The following is a 25,990-nucleotide window of genomic DNA, read 5'->3' as shown; positions in this document are numbered from 1 at the left end:
GGTCAATAAGAGACAAGCCATGCGCCCGAATTTTTCATTCCGACACCTGACGTTCCCTGCCGTGGTGGCCGGTTTCGTGGCCGTCCTGGTAGGCTATACCAGCTCTGCGGCGATTATTTTTCAGGCCGCGGCGGCAGCGGGCGCAACACCGTCGCAAATTGGCGGCTGGCTGAGCATGCTGGGCCTGGCAATGGGGATCACTTCTCTGGGGTTGTCGCTCTGGTATCGTGCGCCGATCCTTACCGCCTGGTCAACGCCTGGTGCGGCGCTGCTGGTCACCAGTCTGCCTGGCACCTCCATGCCTGAGACGATTGGGGTATTTATCTTTGCTTCGGCGCTGATTTTTTTGTGCGGCGTAACCGGGCTGTTTGCCCGTGTGATGAACTATCTCCCTCAGGCGATTTCTGCTGCCATGCTGGCGGGCATTTTGCTGCGCTTTGGCCTTGATGCGTTCGGCGCGTTTAAGCTGGATTTTGCGCTTACCGCCAGCATGTGCCTGGCTTACCTGCTGATGCGTCGCTATCTGCCGCGTTACGCCATTGTGGTCACCCTGCTCACCGGACTGCTGGTGGCGGCACTGAAAGGCGAAATCCATTTGGCGCGCCAGCCGCTGGCGTTCACGCTGCCGGAGTTTATCGCGCCGCACTTTTCGCTTTCGAGTTTACTTGGTATCGGCATGCCTTTTTTCCTGGTGACCATGGCCTCACAAAACGCGCCCGGCATTGCCACGCTAAAAGCCGCCGGTTATCAGGTACCCGTTTCGCCGCTGATGAGCTGGACCGGCTTCACTTCGCTGCTGCTTTCGCCTTTCGGCGGGTTTTCTGTATGTATCGCAGCCATTACCGCCGCGATCTGTATGGGATCGGATGTGCACCCCAATCCACAACGACGCTATTGGGGCGCGGCCTGTGCGGGGTTTTTCTATCTGATTGCGGGTTTATTTGGCGGTGCGATTGGACAACTGTTCAGCGCGTTGCCACCAGCATTGATCCATACGATTGCCGGACTGGCGCTGCTGGGAACCCTTGCTGGCAGCCTGCAACGTTCGCTGGCTGAAGAGCAACAGCGGGAAGCGGCGGTGATAACCTTTTTGATCACCGCTTCGGGTCTGTCCTTGCTGGGCATTGGCGCGGCGTTCTGGGGGCTGGTGGGCGGAATTGTGGCGCATCTGATGTTGAGTCTGCCATCGCGTAAGGCGTCTGCCTCCGCCGCTTCACCACCGAAAACGCGTTAACAGTACGCCCTTTAGATCGGTAATCAGAGGTTTAAGGGCGACACGCTGTCGCCCTGCCAGCCTTATTTACCCACTTTCTCCAGCAGCTGATGGACAAATTTCGGCACCACCTCGCTGGCCAGCCCGTATTCTTTCTCTTCGAACTCGCTGCCCACCTGGCTCGGCTCAAGATTCAGCTCAACGGTATGTGCGCCCTGGAGTTTGGCTTCATGCACAAAGCCCGCCGCCGGGTAGACGTGGCCAGATGTCCCGATAGCAATAAAGTAATCGGCTTCGCTGATTGCCTGGTAAATTTCATCCATTTGCAGCGGCATTTCGCCAAACCAGACGATATGCGGCCGCAGCACGGAAGGAAACTGACAGCAGTGGCAGCGGTCGTCTTCTTTCAGATCTTCCTGCCAGTACAGCACCTGACCGCTGCTGACACAGCGCACTTTTAGCAGCTCGCCGTGCATATGAATAATGTTTCGGTTGCCTGCGCGCTCGTGAAGGTTGTCGATATTCTGCGTGACCAGCAGAAAATGGTCGCCCAGTGCCGCTTCCAGCTCGGCCAGCGCGTCGTGAGCGGCATTGGGCTGGATCGCAGCGTCCTGGAGCTGACGACGGCGGGCGTTATAAAATGCCTGCACCTTTTGCGGGTCGCGGGCAAAGCCTTCCGGCGTCGCCACGTCTTCAACTTTATGCTCTTCCCACAGACCATCTGCCGCACGGAAGGTCCGAATACCCGACTCGGCAGAAATGCCTGCGCCGGTTAGCACCACCACGCGAGGCAGCGGATGGCGGGCAATCTCAATATTGCGGTCGCGCTCAAAAATGCGCTGGCGAAAACGCTGATGCACCTGGCGTCGGGTTTTCTTGTAACGGGCCAGCCTTAATCGGCGACGGGGTGTACGCATCATAATTTAATCCTTAACGTGCAGGAATGCGGCGCCGCGCATTCCACCTGCGTCTCCGTGACGCGCTTTGACAAAGCGGGGCGGCTTCGCCACCGGCAGCAGGTGTTGCGCTACCCGCAGTGAGAGTCCGTCATAGAGCGCGTCGAAATTAGACAATCCGCCACCCAGCACCACCAGATGAGGATCAAGTAGCGTTAACAAGCTGCCAAAACAAACGGCCAGCAACGCCTGATAACGTTCGGTATGGGCAACGGCTTCGGCATCTCCCTGATAATAACGGGTGATGATGTCGGGAGCACTGAGAACCTGCTGATAATGCAGTTGAAAAAGGCGGGAAAATCCGGGTCCTGCGAGCCATGACTCAATACAGCCCCGTTTGCCACAGCCGCAAAGCGGCTGTTCAACCTCTTTACCCAGCACATCCAGCGCGTCGATCGGCAGACGCGTGTGACCATATTCGCCAACGATATAGTTGCGCCCGGTTACTGGCTTACCGTTCACGATCAGGCCGCCGCCGACGCCGGTTCCTAAAATCAGTCCCAGCACCACCGGATACGCCATAAACTCATCGTCCCAGGCTTCTGATAGCGCAAAGCAGTTCGCATCGTTATCGATGCGGACTTCGCGTCCTAAACGCGCGCTAAGATCGGCCTGAAGCCGCTGTCCCTGCGCTGCCGGAATATTGGCGGTGAAGACCGTGCCGTCATCCGGTACCGGCAATCCCGGCACGCCAACCCCCACGCTACCCTGTTCACCGCAAAAGGCATCGGCTTCGTGAGTTAGCATCACCAGCTGATTCAGCAACCCGGCATAATCGTGCTTCGGCGTCGCCACGCGTTTAGTCCATACCTGCTTGCGCTGCGCGTCGTAAACGCCCAGCGCGATCTTGCTGCCGCCAACGTCAAAACCGTAATACATCGCCGTTCCCGTTTACTGACCGCTAAGAACGCGAGCCGGATCGATACGGCTGGCTCGTCTGGCCGGATACCAGCTGGCAATCAGGCTCAATATCAGCGAGGTGATCAGCACGATGCCCACATCCAGCCAGTGCACTTCCGAAGGCAGGAAGTCGATAAAATAGATATCGCCTGAAAGGAAGTGATAGCCGGTTAAGGTTTCAATTCCGCGAATGATCGGGGTGAGATTAAACGCCGCCAGCACGCCGACAATTACGCCGCTAACGCTGCCCACCAGCCCGGCCATCAGGCCATACCAGACAAAGATAGCGCGGATTAGCCTGTCTTTCGCACCGAGCGTGCGTAAAACCGCAATATCGCCGCTTTTATCTTTCACGGCCATCACCAGCGTGGAAACAATATTGAAACAGGCGACGCCAATCACCAGCACCATGGCCAGATACATAATGGCGCGGATCATCTGAATATCGCGATACATATAGCCGTAAGTGCCAATCCAGCTGCGAACGTAGACGTAAGAATTCGTCACCTCACCGGCATCATGCACCAGCTTTTGTGCGGCAAACGGATTGGTCATCTTCATCGCGATGCCCGTGACGTTGTCACCCATTGCCAGGTACTGTTGCGCATCCGCGAGCGGCACCAGCGCCAGGCTGTGATCCAGCATCCCGCTTAGCGCCAGAATACCGCTGACCTGAAGGCGCACGCGCTTAGGCTGCAACAGCTTATGTTCCGGATCGCTGTTGGGGATCATGATCGTCAGCCAGTCGCCCTGCTTCACCTTCAGCGTGTTGGCGACGCCCTGCCCTAACACGATCTGCTGCTTGCCGGCGCTGAAGCTTTGCCAGGCGTTGTTCTGTACATAAGCAGGCAGCGCGCTGAGCTTCGTTTCCTGCTGAGGATCCACGCCTTTGACCTGAATCGCTTGCAGCTTTGCTCCGCTTTCAATCAGGCCGGTAAAGTTGATGTAAGGTGCCGCCGCCGCAATGCCCTGCACCTGTTCAATTTTAGGCAGCAGCTGCTGCCAGCCGGTGAACGGCTGATTAACTGGCTCTATTTCGCCGTGCGGTACCACGGCAAGAATGCGGTCATTCAGCTCGCGCTCAAAACCGTTCATGGCGCTCAGACCAACAATCAGTACCGCCACGCCCAGCGCGATGCCCACGGTAGAGATGACTGAAATCAGCGAGACCATCCCGCCGCGACGACGCCCGCGACTAAAACGCAGGCCAAGGAGAAAAGAGAGAGAGCCTGCCATTACGCCATCCCTGCCAGCGTCAGTTCCTCACTGAGCACGCCGTCGCGCATTTCCATCTGCCGCTTCATGCGCTTCGCCAGATGCAGATCGTGCGTGACAACCAGAAACGCAGTGCCCTGACGAACGTTGAGTTCGCCCAGCAGATCGAAAATCGCATCGGCATTGCGGGCATCCAGATTACCGGTCGGTTCATCTGCCAATACCAGGCGAGGGTTGTTGACCAACGCGCGAGCGATGGCCACACGCTGACGCTCGCCGCCGGACAGCTCGGAGGGGCGATGAGCGGCACGCTTAGCCAGCCCGACCGCATTGAGCAACTCAAGCGCTTTTGCTTCGGCTTCTGCTTTGCTGGCTTTACCAATCAGTAACGGCATCGCGACGTTTTCCAGCGCGCTGAAATCAGGCAGCAGATGGTGGAACTGATAGATAAAGCCCAGCTCGCGGTTACGCAGCTCGGCTTTGGCCGCCGAAGACATGCCGTTCAGCGATTTACCGTTAAACACCACGTCGCCGGAAGTTGGCGTATCCAGCCCGCCCAGCAGATGCATCAGGGTACTTTTGCCGGAGCCGGAGCTGCCGACGATCGCCATCATTTCGCCTGGCGCCACGCTGAAAGAGACGTTACGCAGCACATCAGTCTGGACGCTGCCTTCCTGATAGCGTTTGCACAGGTTGTCGCACTGCAACAAAATCGGATTACTCATAACGTAAAGCCTCAGCGGGTTGAACGGCGGCCGCGCGCCAGGAAGGATAAAGCGTGGAAAGCAGCGCCACGACCATCGCGGTAATGACAATGGTCAGTACCTGCGGAACAGAAATTTCTACCGGCAGCGCGGCGCCATCCAGGAAAGCGCCAATCAGCGGCATCAGGTTATTCAGCTGGCTGGCCAGCAGTACGCCGAGCAGTGCGCCCAGCACCGAGCCGACTATACCGGCCGTCGCGCCCTGCACCATAAAGACCAGCACAATTTGACGGCGCGTCAGTCCCTGAGTTTGCAGGATCGCCACCTCGCCCTGCTTTTCCATAATCAGCAGGCCAAGCGAGGTGATGATATTAAATGCCGCCACGGCGACGATCAGGCTGAGCAGCAGCCCCATCATGTTCTTTTCCATCCTGACGGCCTGGAACAGCTCGCCCTTGCGCTCGCGCCAGTCTTTCCACACCAGCCCGGCGGGCAGTTTTTGCTCGCTAAGCGTATCCACCTGGAGCGGCTTATCCAGCCAGAGCCGCCAGCCGGTGATGTTGCCGGCCGGGTAGCGCATCAGGCGCGACGCATCCTGCTGGTTCACCAGGATCTGATAGCCATCCACTTCGCTGTTGGCGGCAAAGGTGCCGATAACGGTAAACAGGCGCTGGCTCGGCAGCCGCCCCATCGGCGTGAACTGGCTGGCTGAAGGCACCATCAGGCGCAGCGGGTCGCCGCGCTTCAGCCCAAGCTGTTCAGCAAGCTGTTCCCCAAGAATGACGTTATATTGACCCGATTGCAGATCGCTCTGCTTCACGTTGCTCAGATAAGGCGTCAGCGGATCGGGCTCATCAGGATTGATGCCCAGCATCACGCCGACGCCGACGCTACGCGCGCTTTGCAGCACCACGTCGCCAGTCGTAAGCGGCGTGACGCGATTGATCCCTTTTAGGGTTAGCGAGTCGGCGGGCGTCTGCTGTGGATTGATTGAGCCTTTGTCGCTGGTGATCAGCGCCTGCGGCATCAGGTTGAGGGTATTTTTTTCCAGCTCGTGCTCAAAGCCGTTCATCACCGACAGCACGGTGACCAGCGCCAGCACGCCAAGCGTAATGCCGATAGCGGAGAGCCAGGAAACAAACCGCCCGAAGCGGTCTGATGCTCGCCCACGCATATAACGCAGGCCGATAAATAACGCGACAGGTTGATACATATATTCCGTCTTCTGGCGGTAATAAGGCAAAAAGTTGCCAAAGATGATAAAGGTTAGCCCGGCGTTATGGAACCTCTAAGCCAATGACTCTTTTGCTTTGTTTTGTCAGCAATCGCGTCAGCCCGCACGATTGTGGATAAAACAGACAAAAAACGTCTGTTAATCACCCGATTGTTACGCGGAAATAAGCGTAAACTGAACATTAATCCTTCTGATAAGAGGGGAAAGCGAAAAGCGTTATCGCATTCAGGCGGGAGAAAGGGTTATGGCAAAATATCCTAAAGGCAGTATTGTCAGGCACAAAACAGGCCATATCAAAGGACTGGTGGTAAACGTGTTTGAACAGGGTGATTCCTCTGCGGGCTATTACGTCCGCTGGGACGACGGCAATCACAGCTATCATGGCGAAAAAGAGCTGATGTGGGCAAACATTGACCGACCTAAAATGCACTACACCCAACAATCGCCGAAATAGAGGTATACTCGGTTAGCCGAAACGGAAACGTTGTTTCCGCTCTCCTTTTATGTGAAGAGACCGTCTGACTGATTATGCCTGAACACGCCCGATACACCCTGCCTCTGAAAGCAGGCGACCAGCGTCAGCTGGGAGAACTTACCGGTGCCGCCTGCGCGGTGGAATGTGCTGAAATCCTCGCGCGGCATGATGGCCCGGTGATGCTAATCGCGCCGGATATGCAAAACGCGCTGCGCTTGCAGGATGAGATCAAACAGTTCACCGACCAGCCGGTTATCAGCCTGGCCGACTGGGAAACGCTGCCTTTTGACAGTTTTTCCCCTCACCAGGAAATTATCTCTTCACGTCTTTCGACGCTTTATAACCTGCCTGGTTTCGAAAAAGGCGTGCTGATCCTGCCGGTTAATACGCTGATGCAGCGCGTTTGTCCGCACAGCTTTCTGCATGGTCATGCGCTGGTAATGAAAAAAGGCCAGCAGCTGTCGCGCGATAAGCTGCGTGCCCAGCTGGAACAGGCTGGCTATCGCCATGTTGACCAGGTGATGGAGCACGGCGAGTACGCCACGCGCGGCGCGCTGTTGGATCTCTACCCAATGGGCAGCGAACAGCCTTACCGCATCGATTTCTTTGATGATGAGATCGACAGCCTGCGCCTGTTCGACGTAGACAGCCAGCGCACGCTGGAAGAAGTGCCGGCCATCAACCTGCTGCCTGCGCACGAGTTCCCCACTGATAAAGCCGCCATCGAGCTGTTCCGCAGCCAGTGGCGGGAGCATTTTGACGTGCGCCGTGAAGCTGAACATGTCTACCAGCAGGTCAGTAAAGGCACGCTTCCCGCCGGGATTGAGTACTGGCAGCCTTTGTTCTTTGAACAGTCGCTCCCGCCGCTGTTCAGCTATTTACCGGCGAATACGCTGCTGGTGAATACCGGGGATTTGGAAAGCAGTGCTGACCGCTTCTGGCAGGATGTGATCGCGCGTTATGAGAATCGCCGCGTCGATCCTATGCGTCCGTTACTGCCGCCGGAAAAACTCTGGCTGCGCACCGATGAACTGTTCAGCGAGCTGAAGCAGTGGCCGCGCATCCAGCTGAAAAGCGATGCGCTACCGGACAAAGCGGCTAACACCAACCTGAGCTACCAGAATCTGCCGGACCTCGCGGTTCAGGCTCAGGCGAAAGCGCCGCTGGATGCGCTGCGCAAATTCCTGGAAAGTTTCAGCGGCCCGGTGGTCTTCTCCGTGGAAAGCGAAGGCCGACGCGAAGCCTTACAGGAGCTGCTTGCTCGTATTAAAATCATTCCTAAAGCGATTCCTGCACTACAGGACGCAGATCGGCCCGGTCACTATCTGCTGATTGGTGCCAGCGAACACGGCTTTATCGACAACCTGCGTCATCGCGCGCTGATTTGCGAAAGCGATTTGCTGGGTGAACGCGTCAGCCGTCGTCGTCAGGACAGCCGCCGCACCATCAATCCGGATGTGCTGATCCGCAACCTGGCGGAACTGCATCCCGGCCAGCCGGTGGTGCATCTTGAACATGGCGTTGGCCGATATATCGGCCTGACCACGCTGGAAACCGGCGGTATTACCGCTGAATATCTGATGCTGGCCTATGCGGGCGACGCGAAACTCTACGTGCCCGTTTCTTCGCTGCATTTGATTAGCCGCTATGCGGGCGGTGCCGATGAAAATGCGCCGCTGCACAAGCTGGGCAGCGATGCCTGGTCGCGCGCGCGCCAGAAAGCGGCGGAAAAAGTCCGCGACGTGGCCGCTGAGCTGCTGGATATTTATGCGCAGCGTGCGGCGAAAGCGGGCTTTGCCTTTAAGCACGATCCGGCTCAGTATCGTCTGTTTTGCGACAGCTTCCCGTTTGAAACCACCCCCGATCAGGCACAGGCAATCAATGCCGTGCTGAGCGATATGTGTCAGCCGCTGGCGATGGATCGTCTGGTTTGTGGCGACGTTGGCTTTGGTAAAACCGAAGTCGCCATGCGGGCCGCCTTCCTGGCGGTTGAAAACCATAAGCAGGTTGCGGTACTGGTGCCGACCACCCTGCTGGCGCAGCAGCACTATGACAACTTCCGCGATCGCTTCGCCAACTGGCCGGTGCGTATAGAAATGCTGTCGCGTTTCCGCAGTGCCAAAGAACAGGCACAGATCCTCAGCGAGGCGAGTGAAGGGAAAATCGATATCCTGATCGGCACGCATAAGCTGCTGCAAAGCGAGATCAAATGGCGCGATCTGGGGCTGCTGATTGTTGACGAAGAGCATCGCTTTGGCGTGCGGCATAAAGAGCGTATTAAAGCGATGCGCGCCGACGTGGATATTCTGACGCTAACCGCGACACCGATTCCACGTACGCTGAACATGGCGATGAGCGGGATGCGCGATCTGTCTATTATCGCCACGCCCCCTGCCCGACGTTTAGCGGTAAAAACGTTTGTACGGGAGTACGATAATCTGGCGGTGCGTGAAGCGATCTTGCGTGAGGTGTTGCGCGGTGGCCAGGTTTACTATCTGTACAATGATGTGGAAAACATCGAGAAAGCGGCACAGCGGCTTGCCGAACTCGTTCCCGAAGCGCGCATAGCCATTGGCCACGGCCAGATGCGCGAGCGCGATCTGGAACGGGTGATGAATGATTTCCATCATCAGCGTTTCAACGTGCTGGTTTGCACCACCATTATCGAAACCGGTATCGATATCCCGACCGCCAATACCATTATTATTGAGCGTGCAGACCGCTTCGGGCTGGCGCAGCTGCATCAGCTGCGCGGTCGTGTGGGTCGTTCTCACCATCAGGCCTACGCGTGGCTGCTGACGCCGCATCCAAAAGCGATGACTACCGATGCGCATAAGCGTCTGGAGGCTATCGCTTCGCTGGAGGACTTGGGCGCTGGCTTTGCGTTGGCCACGCACGATCTGGAAATTCGTGGTGCCGGGGAACTGCTGGGCGAAGATCAGCATGGCCAGATGGAAAGCATCGGCTTTTCGCTTTATATGGAACTGCTGGAAAACGCGGTCGATGCGCTGAAAGAAGGCCGTGAGCCGTCGCTGGAAGATCTGACCAATAATCAGACCGATATTGAGCTGCGCATGCCTTCCCTGCTGCCGGAAGAATTTATTCCTGACGTCAACACACGCCTGTCGTTCTATAAGCGTATCGCCAGCGCACAGCAGGAAGGCGAGCTGGACGATCTGAAGGTCGAACTGATTGACCGCTTTGGTCAGCTGCCGGATCCCGCCCGTAATCTGCTGGATATTGCCGCGCTGCGCCTGATGGCGCAAAAAATTGGTATTCGCCGCGTCGAAGCAAGCGACAAAGGCGGCTTTATCGAGTTTGCGGAGAAAAACAAAGCCGATCCTGGCTGGCTAATCGGTCTGCTGCAAAAAGAGCCGCAGAACTGGCGGCTGGACGGCCCGACTAAGCTGAAGTTTATCCGCGATCTCGGTGAGCGTAAGCTGCGCATGAAGTGGGTGCGGGAGTTTATGGGGCAAATCCTGGAAAATGCTGCCTGACCATTGATTACCGTTTCAGCCTGTTGATTCAGGCAGGCTGAAACGGATCTTTCATCTGATGTTGTCAGGGCGTTCAGGGTTAACGACCCTACTCGTCGTTTGAAGATATCCCTAACATAAAGCCATCTATCTCTTCGATTTTAATCCTCAGCAAGCCATTCTTATGATGCGAGAATTTCTCAGAACCCAGCCTGAAAGAGACATCTTGCAGATGTAAGAAATTTAAAGGAACGGATGATTCATCATCGGTTGGCGTATAATATTCTTCACCGGTACGCTTGAAATAATTCGCGACAGCCTGTTCGGTAGAGCCATCCTCGACATCGCCAAAAAGCGCCACGATTTTGTCGTAATATTCCTTGCCGGAAATGGTGTTTCCCGTCACCAGTGCGCCTTTAACAAATAAGGTTACGCCTAATCCCACGCCAAATTTGCTGGCAATATTTGCGATAAAATTCAGGTCTGCATCACGCATTTTACTTGCAAATACGTTGGTCATTTCACTCTGTTCGGACATGACAATCTCCTTGCCTTGGTGGAGGTGATCTATCAGCTTACTTAATGAGTTTAGTGGATAACGCGCCGGTGACCAGTAAAGCGCGGACGGCTGGTTTTAGCCGTTTGGCTTACCCGTGGAGGGTTGACTGGCTGGTGCTGATCTCCTGAGCCAAATTACAGGCATAAAAAAAGCTCCATCAATGATGAAGCTTCTTATCCGTTTGCTGTCAGTTATGCCTGATTATTCAGTACCAGCTGACCATCGCTGTTAAGCGGTATGCGCGTACCGGGATCGCTGTCCATGCGAATTTTGCCCTGCTCGTTGCCGATTTTATAGGTGACATCGTAGCCGAGGGTCTTTTCCTGCTTATCGTAGACGGTTTTGCAGCGCTGCTCGGTCGTGGTGTAAGTGTCCCGATCCTGCATAGCGCCCTGCACCTGGTTGCCGCCGTAGCCGCCTGCCAGTGCGCCCGCGACGGTTGCCACATCACGTCCACGTCCACCGCCGAACTGATGTCCCAGCACGCCGCCTGCAACAGCTCCCAGCACGGAACCCGCAATCCGATGGTCATCCTGTACCGCACGTCGGTGAGTCAGCGTAACGTTGCGGCATTCCTGACGAGGGTTTTTTGTTGTTTCTTTTATCGGGGTTGCTGAAAGAACCTGCGCAAACTGCGGGCTACGATCAAAAACATTCATGCTCGCTACGGCAGCCACACCCAGTGCCGCCGCTACGCCAATCCCGATACCCGCCAACATTGATTTATTCACAGGACTTCCTCCTGACATTGTTACCGCGCATTTTTGCCCGCTGCCTCTTCCCTGAACAGAAGCGCCTTACCCGGCGTGCGCGACGCGCCGTGTTAGTTAAGATAAATTTTGCTTAACAGGACCATTGTTGACAATAAGAATAGCGGAGGAAATCGCGTTTCCCGGTCATAAGGGAAAGCTTTTAAGAGAGTTCTTAAGGGGGTTCAGCCACAGGAAAGGCTTATGGCAATATCGTCACCATAAGCCTTTTTTTATGCATATTCGGTACTAAATCAGGTTAATTTTGATTAGTGCAGCTTAAGTCGCGGACGGATAACGCGGTTAATACTGCCAACCAGCATCATCAGCCCGGTTTTGAAATAACCATGCAGCGCGACCTGATGCATACGGTACAACGAGATGTAGACAAAGCGGGCAATCCGTCCTTCTACCATCATTGAACCGCGCATCAGGTTGCCCATCAGGCTACCAACCGTGCTGAAGCGTGAGAGCGACACCAGCGAGCCATGATCTTTATAAACATAGGCTTTCTGCTTGCGGCCCTTCATCTGCGCAAGAATGTTTTCCAGCACCTGTGATGCCATCTGGTGAGCAGACTGCGCGCGTGGCGGAACAAAACCACCGGACGGCAGCGCACAGGATGCACAGTCGCCGATTGCGTAGATATCGGCATCACGCGTTGTTTGCAGGGTAGGTTCAACAACCAGCTGGTTGATCCGGTTTGTTTCCAGCCCACCGATCTCTTTCATAAAGTCTGGCGCTTTGATGCCGGCAGCCCAGACCATCAAATCGGCGGCAATAAATTCGCCTGACTTGGTATTTAAGCCGTTTTCATCCGCACTGGTCACCATGGTTTGCGTCAGGACACGCACGCCCAGCTTGGTCAGTTCCTGATGAGCAGCAGTCGAAATTCGCGGTGGCAAAGCCGGCAGAATACGTTCGCCCGCTTCCACCAGCGTCACGTTCAGCGCTTTGTTATCCAGCCCTTTATAACCGTAGCTGTGCAGCTGTTTAACCGCATTGTGCAGCTCGGCCGACAGCTCAACACCGGTCGCCCCGCCACCGACGATGGCGATATTGACCTGCTCCTGCACGCCTTCGCTGGCGGAGAACTTCAGGAACAGATTGAGCATTTCGTTATGAAAACGACGGGCCTGATGAGGGTTATCAAGGAAAATGCAGTGATCCTTAACGCCCGGCGTACCGAAGTCGTTTGAAGTGCTGCCCAGCGCCATGACCAGCGTGTCATAGGCAAGCTCGCGCTCGGGGACTAACAGTTCGCCCTGAGCATCGCGAATTTCAGCCAGCTGTAGTCGTTTGTTTTCACGGTCGATTTCAGTCAGCGTACCTAACTGGAAATGGAAATGATGGTTGCGGGCATGTGCCAGATAGCTCAGGGCATCGATGCCTTCATCCAGTGAACCGGTTGCCACTTCATGCAGCAGCGGTTTCCAGAGATGGCTGTGGTTACGATCCACCAGCGTAATTTCTGCTTTGTTCTTACGGCCCAGTTTGTGACCCAGCTGAGTAGCCAGCTCCAGCCCTCCGGCCCCCCCGCCGACGATAACAATCTTTTTCATTGGTGTAGTCAAACGACCCCCTTAAAAATGTGAACCAGTCGTTAATCAAAGGTTAAAATAATATCCTTAATTAACATAGGGTTGGCGATTTATTCGCTATCTGCTGGCAGAATACCACGCGGTAAATCGGCCGTCCTGTTAAAATTGATGCAGGTCAATTTTTTTGAGAGCTTTCGGAATATCACGCTGTTTTCACTGGATAATTTAATCGCCACGGCTCAGGTTTATTAAATTTCAGGCGTCCGACTGCGCTATTTTTTATCGGTCTTTAAAGGAATTGGCAGGAATACAGGGCGTTCTGCCTGGCGAGTTGAGTTAACGGGTTCATGTTTTGGACAATGATAAATAAGAAACAAAAAAGCCTGCCGATATGGCAGGCTTCTTACGATGCAGCACGCTTAGCCCAGCGTTTTAAACGCCTTGATCCGTTGCAGATGCGGCGAGATATTTTTAAATTTATGCCCCTGCTCGTTATCCCAGATAATTTCATAGCAGTGATGTAACGCGGCTGCCGTACGCTGACTGTCCAGCGCATCGTCATTACGCGATAAAATGGCCAGACAACGATCGCGATTTTTCTCGCGAAAGTTGCTGACGCATTTGGTGGCAATATCAATATACTCTTCCGGTCGGTTAATTTTTCCGACCATATTCTCTTCCGGCCAGAGGTTGGGATTGAAAATCACCTGCCGTATGTCATTCAAAAAACCGATGCGCTCAGCCCAAAAGCCGCCAAGCCCTACGCCGCAGATCAACGGACGCTCATCTTCACAGCTGCGCAGAAGTTTATCCGTCTCATTCAGCAGAAACTGCATATCATGTTTGGGGTGCAGCGTGCTGTAGCTGAGCAGCCGCACATCCTTATCGATAAACTGCAGCTGTAACACTTTTTCGTGATTGCCCGGACTGGTTGAATCAAAACCATGCAGATAGATGATCATCACCCTTCTCCTGGGATTTTTAGTCTGTTAGTGGGTCGACTCCTGCCAGCGCGCCTGCAATGCTTCCAGCCGCTGACGAGTTTCTTTCCAGCGCGAAGAAGCCAGCAGCTGCTGACGAGTAAAGGTTCCACGATGGTAGAGCTTGCTGACGCGTTCGGCATTGATCGGAGACAGATTATCCAGCACGCTGACTGCCCCCTGGCGGTTATTGCAAACCAAAATCATATCGCAGCCCGCATCCAGAGAAGCCTGGCCACGTTCGGCGTAGCTGCCCATTATCGCCGCGCCTTCCATCGACAGATCGTCGGAGAAGATGACGCCATCAAAGCCCAGCTCGTTGCGCAGCACTTTTTTCAGCCAGTGCGATGAACCGCTCGCCGGCCGTGGATCCACCTGAGTATAGATAACGTGCGCGGGCATAATGGCATCCAGCAGTTGTTCATCAATCAGCTGCCGGAAAATCTGCATATCATGCTGGCGGATAACCGCTTCCGGGCGATCGTCGTGCGGCGTCTCTTTATGCGAATCTGCACTGACCGCGCCATGTCCCGGGAAGTGCTTGCCGGTGGTTTTCATTCCGGCTTCATGCATGCCTTTAATAAACTGTCGCGCCATTCGTAACGCGATCGCCGGATCTTCATGGAAGCTGCGCTCGCCGATGGCGGCGCTGCCGTGACCAATATCCAGCACCGGCGCAAAGCTGATATCAATGTCCATCGCGATCATTTCGCTGGCCATCAGCCAACCTGCCTGCTGCGCCAGGGCGCCCGCTTCGGCTTCGTTGTTTAGCGCGGCAAAAGACTGCATTGCAGGCAGGCGCGTAAATCCTTCGCGGAAACGCTGCACGCGGCCGCCTTCCTGATCGACCGCAATCACCAGCCGGTGGCGGGAAGCCGCCCGAATCTGTCTGATCAACTCTTGCAGCTGCGCAGGATCGTGATAATTACGGCTGAATAAAATCAGTCCGCCGACCAGCGGATGCTGTAAAATTTCCCGCTCTTCCGCATCCAGCTCGTAGCCGAGCACATCTAACATTACCGGTCCCACACTTCACCTCTTAATCTGATAACACCCGCTGCCAGGCTTTTTCTGCCAGCGTGTAAAACATCTCTTCGCCGCTTTGTTGCCAGCGCAGTTCATACCAGCTGGCCATCAATAACCGTAACCAGGGCTGCCAGCGCTGCATTTGCCGATGCAGGACCGTGACATCCAGTCGCTGCATACTGGCATACTGCTCCGTCAGCCGGGACTGCTGGTTTTCTGAAAGTTCATTGCCTGCCACTATCGCCGCCAGTTCCAGCGCCACGTCGCCATCGCTGGCGTACTCCCAGTCGATCAGCTTCAGCTCATCCTGATACACGATCAGGTTGCCCGGATGAATATCCATATGCAGCAGCGCAAGACGCAGCGGCTTTGGCTCTCCCTGCCGCTGTAGCCGTTGCAGCCGCTTCAGCCAGCCATAGTGACGACGATCGGGCCGACTGATTAACCAGTACTGCTCCAGCAATTTCAGTATCGATAAACGATGGCCGCTAAGCGGCTGCTGGTGCAATTTAGCTACGTACTGGATGAGCGGCGTCAGATGGTGCGCCAGATCGGATACGTTCTCACCCGGCTGCCAGTTGAGCAACAGCCATCCGTTAGCATAGCCCTGCACCGCCGGGGCGAGACCGCTTGCCGCAAGCTGGCGCAGAATATGGTATTCACGACGCCGGTTAACGCCCGGAATGGGCTGCGCTTTGTGCTCCTGGCGGGCAAGCAGAGCGGTTTCACCCAGCTCAATTTTCGCCGTCAGCCCGGTAAGTCCTGGCAGTGGAAAAAAAGAACCGGCGGATTGCGCCGCCGGAAATTTTACTGCAATGAGCCTGTTAAGTGCCGGATCAACGTTGTACAACGCCGTTACCCGACCAGATGATCTCACCGGTCTGCACCAGCATCAGCTGCATTTGCAGCGCAGGTGACTTGATGTCGCCCTGAGCGTTGCTGTACAGCACATACTGCGCGCCCACGTAGCGTGCGAGGCCAATGGCTTTGCTACGGGAACCCAGGCTGTCTTCCGCCGAGAGGCCCAGCGTCTGCTTCGCCGTTACCAGCTGTTCGGTAGAAACCAGCTTGAACTGCGTATTGTTTTTTAGCGCATCCTGCAATGCTGCGGTGGCCTTCGCCGTTTGCAGGCTACCGTTGGTGCTGTTTTTCACCCCATCCACCAGCAGGACGCTGCCTGGCGTGACGCCATCGGCTCTCAGCATTTGCGCCACCAGCGGCGTTACGCTGGCATCCCAGTTAATTGACTGCATTTTTGGCGGCTGCGGAACCGTTTCGCCCGGCAGCGGCTGTGGCTGCTGTACCGGCGGTGGCACAGGCTGTGCAGGCTGAACCGGCTCTACGGGTGCGGGTTTCTGCTGCTGTTGCTGGCTAATACAGCCGCTGAGTACCAGCGCCAGTAACATGACGCCCGAGAGTTTTGTTATCTTCCTTTCCACGCATATCTCCTAAAGATACAGATAGAGCCTGACTTTACTGGCGGTCAGATTACCCGTTTGCGATGATATTTCAATACTGCCGTGTGCCGCGACCGTCACCGTACGGGGAACTTCAAAAGGCAGGATTTCCAGACCTTTATCGTCATACCAGTAAAAACGGTAATGCACAGTGACCGGCTTCTCCTGCTGATTATACAGCAGCGTTGAAGCGCGTTGCTGCCCTTCGTGCACGGACAGAGTGGGTTTATCGGTAATGATGCCTGCCGATAACACCGACGACTCCATCACCAGTGCCTGCGACGTATCTATGGTCGTACGATCGCTTGTACAACCACTCAGCAGAGCGAGAAACGTTAAGCCTGCGATAGCCCGCATCATATAGTCAGTCCGTCTCAGAATCGCATTCACTCAGCCAGCATTGGCCCTAACGGACGACCGCCCAGCAGATGCAGGTGAATATGATAGACCTCCTGCCCGCCGTGCTGATTACAGTTCATAATCAGACGGTATCCATCTTCCGCAAAGCCTTCTTCTTTGGCGATTTTTGCCGCAACAACGATCATCCGGCCCAGCGCCGCCTCATGACCCGCGACCACATCATTGGTGGTAGGGATGAGAATATTAGGCACGATCAAAATATGGGTTGGGGCTTTCGGGGAAATATCGCGAAAGGCGGTGACCAGCTCATCCTGATAAACAATATCAGACGGGATTTCGCGACGAATGATTTTACTGAAAATGGTTTCTTCAGCCATGATATCTCTTCCTGGGGCAACGTTGAGTTAAGGCAGTATGAGCGAGATATTTGTTTTCTTTCAACCTTCCCGTGATTTTTCTTTCTGAATCCGCCCTGTATTGCCGGTTTTACCGCCGTTAGCATAAAAAAAGGGGAGCTTACGCTCCCCTTGTTTATGTCCGCCGTTTTACAAATTACGGATGTAGTCATCCATGTCGGTTTTCAGGTTATCGGATTTTGTACCAAAAATAGCCTGAACGCCTGAGCCAGCCACCACTACGCCAGCAGCACCCAGTCTTTTCAGTCCAGACTGATCCACCTTCGAGACATCGGCGACGCTAACGCGCAGACGAGTAATACAGGCATCAAGGTTAGTAATGTTCTCTTTACCCCCAAAAGCCGCTACCAGATTGGCCGCCATTTCGCTGGAGGCACCTGCGGTTTGTTCAGTAGTCGCATCCTCGCGGCCTGGTGTTTTCAGGTTAAAGCGGGCGATCACTACGCGGAAAATGGTGTAGTAAACCAGACCGTAAATAATACCGATGATGGGGAACAGCCAGATTTTGCTGCTGTTGCCGCTCAGTACCACAAAGTCGATCAGACCGTGTGAGAAGCTGGTACCGTCACGCATGCCGAGCAGGATACAAATTGGGAACGCCAGGCCTGCCAGAATTGCGTGGATCACGTACAGGATAGGTGCCACGAACATGAATGAGAACTCAATCGGTTCGGTGATACCGGTCAGGAATGAGGTCAGCGCGGCAGAGATCATGATCCCGCCCACTTTCGCACGGTTTTCTGGCTTAGCGGAATGCCAGATAGCAATTGCCGCAGCAGGCAGACCGTACATTTTGAACAGGAAGCCGCCAGAAAGTTTACCGGCAGTTGGGTCGCCCGCCATGTAGCGAGGGATATCACCATGGAAGACCTGACCGGCTGCGTTGGTAAATTCACCAATCTGCATCTGGAAAGGAACGTTCCAGATATGGTGCAGGCCGAACGGCACCAGCGAACGCTCTACCAGACCATAAATACCAAAGGCTACCACCGGGTTCTGATAGGCAGCCCACTGTGAGAACTCCTGAATCGCGGAACCCACCGGAGGCCAGATAAAGGAGAGTACCACCCCGACAAAAATAGCGGTAAAACCGGAAATAATCGGTACAAAGCGTTTGCCGGCAAAGAAGCCGAGATATTCAGGCAGCTTGATACGATAAAAACGGTTGAACATATAGGCGGCAATCGAACCGGCAATAATCCCCCCGAGCACGCCGGTATCGGCCAGATGGCGTGCCACAATCTCTTCAGCAGGCAGATGAATCACTAATGGTGCGACCACCGCCATGGTTTTCACCATAATGCCATAAGCGACAACCGCGGCCAGTGCCGAGACACCGTCGTTGTTGGTAAAGCCTAACGCCACGCCAATTGCGAAGATCAGCGGCATATTGGCGAATACCGATCCCCCTGCTTCAGCCATAACATGCGAGACAACTGCGGGCAGCCAGCTGAAGTTGGCTGAACCTACGCCAAGCAGAATACCGGCTATCGGCAGAACCGACACCGGCAGCATCAGCGATTTACCGACCTTTTGCAGGTTTGCAAATGCATTTTTGAACATAGTGTGAAACTCCTGAGTATGAGTGCTTTTTATTACGCGCTGGTTCGCGCGATAACGGGGGAGGACCCGCTATGAATGGAGCGATTAACGCCCTCGGTATTTATTACGGACTGTAAAATAATTCGGGTAAAATTAGTTTGATGGCTATCACGTTTCGTTCAACAACCGCCTGCTGTGTAGTTTATTTCGGGCGCAAATGCCAGTTTTTGCCCATAAAAAAGCCGCATGGCCCGGCAAGAGCGATGCGGCGTTACACTTTTCACATTTTAATTACGAGCAATAAAATAAATTAATTGTCCGTCAGGCGAGATGGCGGCACATGGAATAAGCGAGAGAAATTCTCAGTAGTGGCCTGCGCCAGCACCTCAAGGCTCACGTTTTTTAATACGGCCATATATTCCGCCACGTCACGCGTATAGGCTGGCTGATTCTCTTTGCCGCGATACGGAACCGGGGCAAGATAAGGAGAATCTGTCTCAACCAGGATTCTGTCCAGCGGAATGTAGCGAGCCGCTTCACGGATTGTCTCTGCATTACGGAAAGTGACGATGCCAGAGAAAGAGATATAGAAGCCCATATCCAGCAGCTTTTCAGCGGTGTCGCGATCTTCAGTAAAACAGTGCAGGACGCCGCCACAGCCTTCGACCTTCTCTTCTTTCAGGATCGCCAGCGTATCTTCTCGTGCATCACGCGTGTGAACAATCACCGGCTTGTTCAGATCCCGCCCAATACGGATATGTTCCCGAAAGGAAGCCTGCTGCTGGGCTTTGGTATCCTGCTGATAGTAGTAATCAAGTCCGGTTTCGCCCATCGCGATTACCCGCTCGTCAGCCGCCAGCTGACGCAGCTCGGCAAAGTCGTAAGGCTCATTCTGATTCAGGGGATGAACGCCGCAGGAGTAAGCAACGTTGGGACGGTCGCCAATCAGCTGAGTCATCGCTTTATAACCCGGTAAGGTCGTCGCCACGGCCAGCATAAACTTTACGTCGCGTGCCGCGGCCTTGGCCAACACATCGTCGACGTCCTGATGAAGCTTTTCATAATCCAGGCCATCAAGATGGCAGTGCGAATCCACTAAAAACATAATAACTCTCTAGTTCGGTAAACCCGCTGTGGTGGCATGCAGCATTTGCTCCCATGCCAGTAGCTGGTCGGTCAATAATAATTCACGGTTAACGGCTGGTACATTCAGCAGGCGATCGCGACAGATCATCCACTGCCGCACGCTGGCATCCATTGCGCTTCCGGGCAGCAGCTGAGCGATACCCGCAACCAGTGTTTGCTGGTCGACGTTGGCAATAAAGCGTCCGCCGCCCTGTTGCCATTTAAGCGCATCCACCAGCAGCGCACACAGCCAGCCAATACGGCGTACTGCATCATCCTGATTCAATACGGGCTGCAAGGATAGCATATCGCCATTCAGCGCCTTCGGCAGTGCCTGACACAGCGCCTGACGCGCTGCCCAGTTCTTCTCTCCCAGCAGCTGTTCTGCCGCTGCGGGTGCACCGCCGCTCAACCTTAAAGCGGCGAGCGCATCACTTTGTGGCGCAGGCGTCTGCTTTTGTAGCCAGTTCAGGCTCTGGCCTTCATCTGGCGCAGCAAGATGAAGAGTGAGGCAGCGGCTGCGCAGCGTGGCCAGCAAACTGCCCGGCTGCTGACAGCACAGCAGAAACCAGGTATTTTTGGGCGGCTCTTCTAACGTCTTTAGCAACGCGTTGGCTGCGGCCTCGGTGAGCTGCGATGCGTCCGGCACCCAGACGACTTTCGCCCCGCCCTGTTGAGCATGGTGATAAAGCTTTTCGGTTACGCTGCGCACCGCGTCAATACCCAGCGAGCTTTTGCCCTTTTCGGCGCTGAGTTCATACCAGTCAGGATGGGTGTGAGCCTGCATTAGCTGGCAGGCATGGCACTCACCGCAGCTTTTCAGCCCGGAACGCCGCTGGCACATCAGCCAGCGGCTAATGCCCCATACCAGCGAGGCATCACCCATACCCGGCAGCGCCTGAAGCAGCAAGGCATGATGCGGCCGGCCGTTCTGATGCTGAGCAATAATTTGACGGTAAGGCTGATTTAGCCACGGATACCAGATCATTGCTGTTCCTGAAGCCACTGCGTTAACGTCTGGCGGATCGCCTGTGAAACCCCATCGAGCGTTTTCGTTGCATCAACGGTTTTAATTCGGCTGTCGCTGGCGGCCAACGCCAGATAGCGCTCGCGGGTGCGGGTGAAAAAATTCAGTGATTCCTGCTCAATGCGATCCAGCTCGCCGCGTGCTCTGGCGCGTTGCAAACCAATTTCGGGCGTGACGTCCAGATAAAGCGTCATATCAGGTGCAAACTCACCGAGCACGCTGCGTTTTAACTGGCTCATCAGCGCCGTATCCATCCCGCGTCCACCGCCCTGATACGCCTGGGAAGAGAGATCGTGACGATCGCCCACCACCCACGCGCCACGCGCCAGCGCTGGCTTAATGACATTCTCCACCAGCTGAACACGTGCAGCGTAGAGCATGAGTAGTTCAGCCTGATCGGTTACCCGCTCGCCTGCAATACCCTGCTTAATAAGATCGCGCAACTTCTCGGCCAGCGGCGTACCGCCGGGTTCCCGGGTGAAGACAATGTCACTGATGCCCTGCTGCTTAAGCGTCGCGACGATGACATCCCGTGCGGTGGTCTTCCCCGCGCCTTCCAGCCCTTCAATAACAATAAATTTACCGTTCATTTTTTTCCTTGACCGCCAGACGCCACGCCTGCACTGCCCGATTATGGCTGGCAAGATTGGTGGTAAAAGTGTGACCGCCTTTGCCGTCCGCCACAAAATAGAGGAAGTCGGTTTTCAGTGGATTGGCGGCCGCTTCCAGGGAGGCTTTGCCCGGCATCGCAATCGGGCCTGGCGGCATGCCGGCAATAACATAGGTATTGTAAGCCGTCGGCGTTTCCAGATCTTTACGGGTCAGCGTGCCTTTATAGCTGTCGCCCATGCCATAAATCACCGTCGGATCGGTTTGCAGCCGCATGCCCAACCGCAGGCGATTAATAAATACCGAAGCCACCTTACTGCGCTCTTCGCTGAGTGCCGTTTCTTTTTCCACAATGGATGCCATGGTCAGCAAATCATTTTTATCGCGATAGGGCAGCCCGTCTTTCTTGCTCTGCCAAAGCCGGTCGACGGTTTTTTCCATCTGCTCGTGGGCACGCTTCAGGATCGCCACATCTGTAGTGTTAGCCGTATAGGAATAGGTGTCAGGATAAAACCAGCCTTCAACATCCTGCGGGGCTATTTTTAGCGTGTCGGCGACCGTTGTCAGCTTATCGTCTGGCAGAGTGTGCTTGATATAGGGCGCGGCCCGAAGCTGGGCAAGCCACTCCTGCATTTTAGTCCCTTCTACAAAGCGAACCGGAAACTGCGCTTCTTTACCGCTGGCCAGCAGCGCGAGCATCTGACGGACCGTCATGCCTGGATTAAAGCGATAGGTTCCCGCTTTAAATTTCGCCAGTTCGGGTTCAAGCTTAAGCAACCAACCGAACCAGATGCTGTCAGGAACAATCTTTTGCTGATTGAGTTCAGCTTCCAGTACAACTCGCCCCGCGCCTGCCGGGAGCGTAAATATCGTTTCCTTTTCGACCGTCAGCTTCTGGCTGGCAAACTGGCCGATCTGCCAGTAGCTGTAAGCGAGGCCTGCTATAACAAGGACGATAATCCCGACCAGAAGTTTGCGTTTTGCTCTCATAAAGTTCCCTGTAAATCGTCTTGCTTGCAAAGCTGGTAAAACAACTCTCTGTTACGGTAAAACCGGTTTTCAATCTGACTTACCGGCAAGATCGGCATAAGTGCGTTGGTTATCAGCACTTCATCTGCTTCCGTGAGCACGTCCGGTGGCATTCTGACTTCAGCCACAGCGTTGCCCAGTTGCTTCAGTCTGGCGATGACCCACTGACGCTGAATGCCATTAACCCCAGAATCGCTCAGGATGGGAGTGAATACCTGCTTTCCGCTGCGCCAGAATAAATTCGCCGCACAGCATTCCACCAGCTGACCTTCAGTGTCAAGCACCAGCGCTTCGTCGGCACCAGTCTGCTCAAGCTCTGTACGGATCAGCACCTGCTCAAGGCGGTTAAGATGCTTAATCCCTGCAAGCAGAGGATTGCGTCCCAGCCGTATCGTGCTCAACGCCAGCTTTGCGCCGCTTTGACGCATCTGATGATAGTGGGCCGGATAAGCGGAAAGCGAAACGATGCGGGTTGGCTGCTCGCAGCCGCGGGCGCTATAACCGCGCCCGCCGGATCCACGCGACAGGATAACTTTAATAACGCCTTCATCGCGTGTTGCGGCGGCCATCATCATTTCCTGTCGCAACGCTTCCCAGTCGACATGGTGAATGAACAAACGATGGCAGGCTTCGCGAAGACGTTTTAAATGCGCTTCAAGCATCACGACTTCGCCCTGCCAGAGGCGACCGGTGGTAAAACAGCCATCGCCAAACTGGACGGCGCGATCGCTTGCCGCAATATTCTCAACTGCCTGACCATTGATTAACATCACCGTCCCTCCTGAGCGACTGCCGTCTCACGGTAAAGATTAACCGCTAACTACGCCTGATTCATCCCTGCCACAGAAAGTTTCACCTGAGATGAAGTTTGCAGCACGATTTTAAAACGAAAAAGGCCCGCAATTGCGGGCCTCTCAAGGCAGATAAAGGTTAAATTTTGCGGAAAATTAATGAACCATTGGTTCCGCCAAAACCGAAGGAGTTGCATAACGCATACTCCAGGCCTTTTACCTGACGTGCTGTGTGAGGCACAAAATCCAAATCGCAACCTTCATCCGGATTATCCAGGTTGATGGTTGGCGGGATAACCTGATCGCGTAGCGCCAGGATCGAGTAGATAGATTCTACAGCGCCTGCCGCACCTAACAGGTGACCGGTCATGGATTTGGTTGAGCTAACCATTACGCTGGCTGCACTGGCACCAAAGACGGATTTAACCGCCTGAGCTTCCGCTTTATCACCGGCCGGCGTAGACGTGCCGTGAGCGTTGATATAGCCGATTTGCTCTGGCGAGAGCTGCGCATCTTTTAATGCGTTAACCATTGCCAGCGCCGCGCCTGCGCCATTTTCTGGTGGGGAGGTCATATGGTAAGCATCGCTGCTCATGCCAAAGCCCACCAGTTCTGCATAAATTTTCGCGCCGCGTTTTTTGGCGTGCTCGTATTCTTCCAGCACGACAATACCCGCACCGTCGCCCAGCACGAAGCCGTCGCGGTCTTTGTCCCACGGGCGGCTTGCCGCCTGCGGATCGTCATTACGGGTGGAAAGCGCACGCGCTGCCCCGAAACCGCCCATGCCCAATGGCGTACTGCCTTTTTCGGCACCGCCTGCCAGCATAACATCTGCATCGTTATAAGCGATGATACGCGCAGCCTGACCAATATTGTGCACACCAGTAGTACACGCCGTGGAGATGGCAATACTCGGGCCTTTCATGCCGTACATGATAGTCAGATGACCGGCAATCATGTTCACAATCGTGGAAGGAACGAAGAAAGGACTGATTTTACGCGGGCCGCCGTTGACCAGCGAAGCGTGGTTTTCTTCGATCAGACCGAGACCACCAATACCAGAACCGATAGCGGCACCGATGCGATCGGCATTCTCGTCAGTAATGACCAGACCAGAATCCTGCATGGCCTGAATGCCAGCGACAACTCCATATTGAATAAAGGCATCCATCTTGCGTTGATCTTTACGCGAGATGTACTCCTCACAGTTAAAATCCTTTACTAAGCCAGCAAAACGCGTTGCGTAGGCACTAGTTTCAAAATGGTCGATCAGGCTGATGCCACTCTGACCGGCAACAAGAGCATTCCAGGTAGACTCTACGGTATTGCCGACAGGAGACAACATGCCAAGACCGGTCACAACTACACGACGCTTAGACACGTTCGTCCTCCAGGGAGGGAAATTAGGATACTCAGTGGGACGTACAGATAAAACTCAGGCGGTCGAGTGACCGCCTGGAGATGCTCACTTATGCCTGGTGACCATTGATGTAATCAATAGCAGCCTGAACAGTAGTGATTTTCTCAGCTTCTTCGTCCGGAATCTCGGTATCAAACTCTTCTTCCAGAGCCATTACCAGCTCAACGGTATCAAGAGAATCAGCGCCCAGATCTTCTACAAAAGAAGCAGTGTTAACGACTTCTTCCTGCTTAACGCCAAGCTGCTCGCCAATGATTTTCTTAACGCGTTCTTCGATAGTGCTCATACTATTAAATTTCCTATCAAAACTCGCTTTCGCGATGGTTTTCGTAGTGTATAAAATGTTGAAAAAGATGCAACTAAATCCCGGCTGGTCAAACCACGAATTTACGCTATTTTGCGGCTTTTCCCGCAAATAACGCAAATAATTTTCGTGATTATCAGACCATGTACATTCCGCCATTGACGTGCAGCGTTTCACCAGTGATGTACGCCGCCTCGTCAGAGGCTAAAAATGCAACGGCATTGGCGATTTCCTGCGCGTCGCCAAGGCGACCCGCTGGCACTTCCGCCAGAATGCCCGCACGCTGATCTTCAGTCAGTGCACGCGTCATGTCGGTTTCAATGAAACCAGGTGCCACAACGTTAACGGTAATACCACGTGACGCGATTTCTCGTGCCAGTGACTTGCTAAAGCCGATCAAACCCGCTTTTGCTGCAGCGTAGTTTGCCTGACCCGCATTACCCATGGTTCCTACAACAGAACCGATGGTAATAATTCGGCCCACGCGCTTCTTCATCATAGCTCGCATTACCGCTTTTGACAGGCGGAATACGGAAGTCAGATTCGTGTCCAGGATATCCTGCCACTCATCGTCTTTCATACGCATCAGAAGATTATCACGCGTGATGCCAGCATTATTGACTAAAATGTCTGGTTCGCCAAATTCAGCACGAATAGTAGCCAACACATTCTCAATAGAGGCGCTGTCGGTTACATTCAGCAGCAGGCCTTTGCCATTGCTGCCCAGGTAAGCGCTGATAGCATCTGCGCCGCTCTGGCTGGTCGCTGTACCTACCACTTTCGCGCCGCGTGCTACCAGCGTTTCCGCGATAGCACGGCCAATGCCGCGACTTGCACCGGTAACCAGCGCGATTTTTCCTTCGAAGCTCATGCTCATCCTCG

Annotated in this window: 26 protein-coding genes; 3 read left to right on the top strand and 23 right to left on the bottom strand. The window is 54.6% G+C overall.

The features are described from left to right. Nucleotides 1-19 precede the first annotated feature (19 nt). Nucleotides 20-1,234, top strand: a complete 1,215-nt coding sequence (locus tag AAGQ96_RS08005) for a benzoate/H(+) symporter BenE family transporter (RefSeq protein ID WP_342755219.1) — start codon at nt 20-22, stop codon at nt 1,232-1,234. A gap of 62 nt (nt 1,235-1,296) precedes the next feature. Here AAGQ96_RS08005 and cobB read toward each other — a convergent pair whose 3' ends face one another. Genes cobB through lolC form a run of 5 tightly spaced genes read right to left on the bottom strand, consistent with a single transcriptional unit; the run spans nt 1,297 to nt 6,201 of the window. Next, nucleotides 1,297-2,133 (bottom strand): Sir2 family NAD+-dependent deacetylase, encoded by an 837-nt coding sequence (cobB, locus tag AAGQ96_RS08000; RefSeq protein WP_147196971.1) that lies wholly within the window; start codon nt 2,131-2,133, stop codon nt 1,297-1,299. Nucleotides 2,134-2,136: 3 nt separating this feature from the next. Then, nucleotides 2,137-3,048, bottom strand: a complete 912-nt coding sequence (nagK, locus tag AAGQ96_RS07995) for an N-acetylglucosamine kinase (protein WP_342755218.1) — start codon at nt 3,046-3,048, stop codon at nt 2,137-2,139. A 12-nt stretch (nt 3,049-3,060) separates the two neighbouring features. After that, nucleotides 3,061-4,305 carry a lipoprotein-releasing ABC transporter permease subunit LolE gene (lolE, locus tag AAGQ96_RS07990; protein WP_342755217.1) on the bottom strand — a complete coding sequence of 415 codons (1,245 nt, stop codon included), beginning with the start codon at nt 4,303-4,305 and terminating at the stop codon, nt 3,061-3,063. After that, the gene (gene lolD, locus AAGQ96_RS07985) at nt 4,305-5,009 is read right to left on the bottom strand and encodes a lipoprotein-releasing ABC transporter ATP-binding protein LolD (protein ID WP_147196965.1); all 705 of its coding nucleotides are present in this window, start codon (nt 5,007-5,009) and stop codon (nt 4,305-4,307) included. Before lolD ends, lolE begins: the two co-directional genes overlap by 1 nt. Next, complete coding sequence (gene lolC / locus AAGQ96_RS07980; RefSeq protein ID WP_342755216.1) at nt 5,002-6,201, bottom strand: lipoprotein-releasing ABC transporter permease subunit LolC; 1,200 nt, start codon at nt 6,199-6,201, stop codon at nt 5,002-5,004. The genes lolD and lolC overlap by 8 nt, the downstream gene beginning before the upstream one ends. 265 nt (nt 6,202-6,466) lie before the next feature. On the opposite strand from lolC, the gene AAGQ96_RS07975 reads away from it, so the two are divergent. Together AAGQ96_RS07975 and mfd are read left to right on the top strand one after the other, a co-directional pair. Further along, nucleotides 6,467-6,676, top strand: coding sequence for a hypothetical protein (locus tag AAGQ96_RS07975; RefSeq protein WP_147196960.1), 210 nt, complete (start codon nt 6,467-6,469; stop codon nt 6,674-6,676). Between the two features lie 74 nt (nt 6,677-6,750). Beyond that, nucleotides 6,751-10,194 carry a transcription-repair coupling factor gene (mfd, locus tag AAGQ96_RS07970; RefSeq protein ID WP_342755215.1) on the top strand — a complete coding sequence of 1,148 codons (3,444 nt, stop codon included), beginning with the start codon at nt 6,751-6,753 and terminating at the stop codon, nt 10,192-10,194. 88 nt (nt 10,195-10,282) lie between these two features. Here mfd and AAGQ96_RS07965 read toward each other — a convergent pair whose 3' ends face one another. The 18 genes from AAGQ96_RS07965 to fabG form a co-directional block, all read right to left on the bottom strand. Beyond that, the gene (locus AAGQ96_RS07965) at nt 10,283-10,711 is read right to left on the bottom strand and encodes a hypothetical protein (protein ID WP_147196955.1); all 429 of its coding nucleotides are present in this window, start codon (nt 10,709-10,711) and stop codon (nt 10,283-10,285) included. 212 nt (nt 10,712-10,923) lie between these two features. Further along, entirely contained in the window at nt 10,924-11,463 is a 540-nt protein-coding gene (locus AAGQ96_RS07960) for a glycine zipper 2TM domain-containing protein (protein WP_147196953.1), read from the bottom strand. 287 nt (nt 11,464-11,750) lie between these two features. Further along, entirely contained in the window at nt 11,751-13,055 is a 1,305-nt protein-coding gene (locus AAGQ96_RS07955; protein ID WP_147196951.1) for an NAD(P)/FAD-dependent oxidoreductase, read from the bottom strand. 386 nt (nt 13,056-13,441) lie between these two features. Next, nucleotides 13,442-13,984 carry an alpha/beta hydrolase YcfP gene (gene ycfP / locus AAGQ96_RS07950; protein WP_147196948.1) on the bottom strand — a complete coding sequence of 181 codons (543 nt, stop codon included), beginning with the start codon at nt 13,982-13,984 and terminating at the stop codon, nt 13,442-13,444. A gap of 27 nt (nt 13,985-14,011) precedes the next feature. Then, a complete protein-coding gene (gene nagZ / locus AAGQ96_RS07945) occupies nt 14,012-15,031 on the bottom strand; it encodes a beta-N-acetylhexosaminidase (protein WP_147196946.1) in 1,020 nt (339 codons plus the stop codon). A gap of 10 nt (nt 15,032-15,041) precedes the next feature. After that, nucleotides 15,042-15,905, bottom strand: a complete 864-nt coding sequence (gene thiK, locus AAGQ96_RS07940; protein ID WP_342755214.1) for a thiamine kinase — start codon at nt 15,903-15,905, stop codon at nt 15,042-15,044. Then, nucleotides 15,865-16,467, bottom strand: a complete 603-nt coding sequence (gene lpoB, locus AAGQ96_RS07935; RefSeq protein WP_342755213.1) for a penicillin-binding protein activator LpoB — start codon at nt 16,465-16,467, stop codon at nt 15,865-15,867. The genes thiK and lpoB overlap by 41 nt, the downstream gene beginning before the upstream one ends. A 9-nt stretch (nt 16,468-16,476) precedes the next feature. Next, a complete protein-coding gene (locus tag AAGQ96_RS07930; RefSeq protein ID WP_147196943.1) occupies nt 16,477-16,845 on the bottom strand; it encodes a YcfL family protein in 369 nt (122 codons plus the stop codon). A gap of 26 nt (nt 16,846-16,871) precedes the next feature. Further along, nucleotides 16,872-17,222, bottom strand: coding sequence for a purine nucleoside phosphoramidase (gene hinT, locus AAGQ96_RS07925; RefSeq protein WP_147196941.1), 351 nt, complete (start codon nt 17,220-17,222; stop codon nt 16,872-16,874). Nucleotides 17,223-17,390: 168 nt separating this feature from the next. After that, the gene (gene ptsG, locus AAGQ96_RS07920; RefSeq protein ID WP_147196938.1) at nt 17,391-18,824 is read right to left on the bottom strand and encodes a PTS glucose transporter subunit IIBC; all 1,434 of its coding nucleotides are present in this window, start codon (nt 18,822-18,824) and stop codon (nt 17,391-17,393) included. A 289-nt stretch (nt 18,825-19,113) separates the two neighbouring features. Continuing rightward, complete coding sequence (locus AAGQ96_RS07915) at nt 19,114-19,908, bottom strand: metal-dependent hydrolase (protein WP_147196935.1); 795 nt, start codon at nt 19,906-19,908, stop codon at nt 19,114-19,116. A 9-nt stretch (nt 19,909-19,917) separates the two neighbouring features. Further along, complete coding sequence (holB, locus tag AAGQ96_RS07910) at nt 19,918-20,916, bottom strand: DNA polymerase III subunit delta' (RefSeq protein WP_147196933.1); 999 nt, start codon at nt 20,914-20,916, stop codon at nt 19,918-19,920. Then, nucleotides 20,913-21,545 carry a dTMP kinase gene (gene tmk, locus AAGQ96_RS07905; protein WP_147196931.1) on the bottom strand — a complete coding sequence of 211 codons (633 nt, stop codon included), beginning with the start codon at nt 21,543-21,545 and terminating at the stop codon, nt 20,913-20,915. Before tmk ends, holB begins: the two co-directional genes overlap by 4 nt. Next, nucleotides 21,535-22,554 carry an endolytic transglycosylase MltG gene (gene mltG / locus AAGQ96_RS07900; RefSeq protein WP_342755212.1) on the bottom strand — a complete coding sequence of 340 codons (1,020 nt, stop codon included), beginning with the start codon at nt 22,552-22,554 and terminating at the stop codon, nt 21,535-21,537. The genes tmk and mltG overlap by 11 nt, the downstream gene beginning before the upstream one ends. Next, a complete protein-coding gene (gene pabC / locus AAGQ96_RS07895; protein WP_342755211.1) occupies nt 22,551-23,366 on the bottom strand; it encodes an aminodeoxychorismate lyase in 816 nt (271 codons plus the stop codon). The genes mltG and pabC overlap by 4 nt, the downstream gene beginning before the upstream one ends. Before the next feature lie 157 nt (nt 23,367-23,523). Beyond that, nucleotides 23,524-24,765, bottom strand: coding sequence for a beta-ketoacyl-ACP synthase II (gene fabF, locus AAGQ96_RS07890; RefSeq protein ID WP_342755210.1), 1,242 nt, complete (start codon nt 24,763-24,765; stop codon nt 23,524-23,526). 88 nt (nt 24,766-24,853) lie between these two features. Then, complete coding sequence (gene acpP, locus AAGQ96_RS07885; RefSeq protein ID WP_004157115.1) at nt 24,854-25,090, bottom strand: acyl carrier protein; 237 nt, start codon at nt 25,088-25,090, stop codon at nt 24,854-24,856. A 154-nt stretch (nt 25,091-25,244) separates the two neighbouring features. After that, complete coding sequence (gene fabG, locus AAGQ96_RS07880; RefSeq protein WP_147196922.1) at nt 25,245-25,979, bottom strand: 3-oxoacyl-ACP reductase FabG; 735 nt, start codon at nt 25,977-25,979, stop codon at nt 25,245-25,247. Nucleotides 25,980-25,990 lie beyond the last annotated feature (11 nt).

The organism is Pantoea sp. MBD-2R, from assembly GCF_039134845.1.
Taxonomy (GTDB): domain Bacteria; phylum Pseudomonadota; class Gammaproteobacteria; order Enterobacterales; family Enterobacteriaceae; genus Erwinia.
This window is presented reverse-complemented; position numbering and strand designations above follow the sequence as displayed.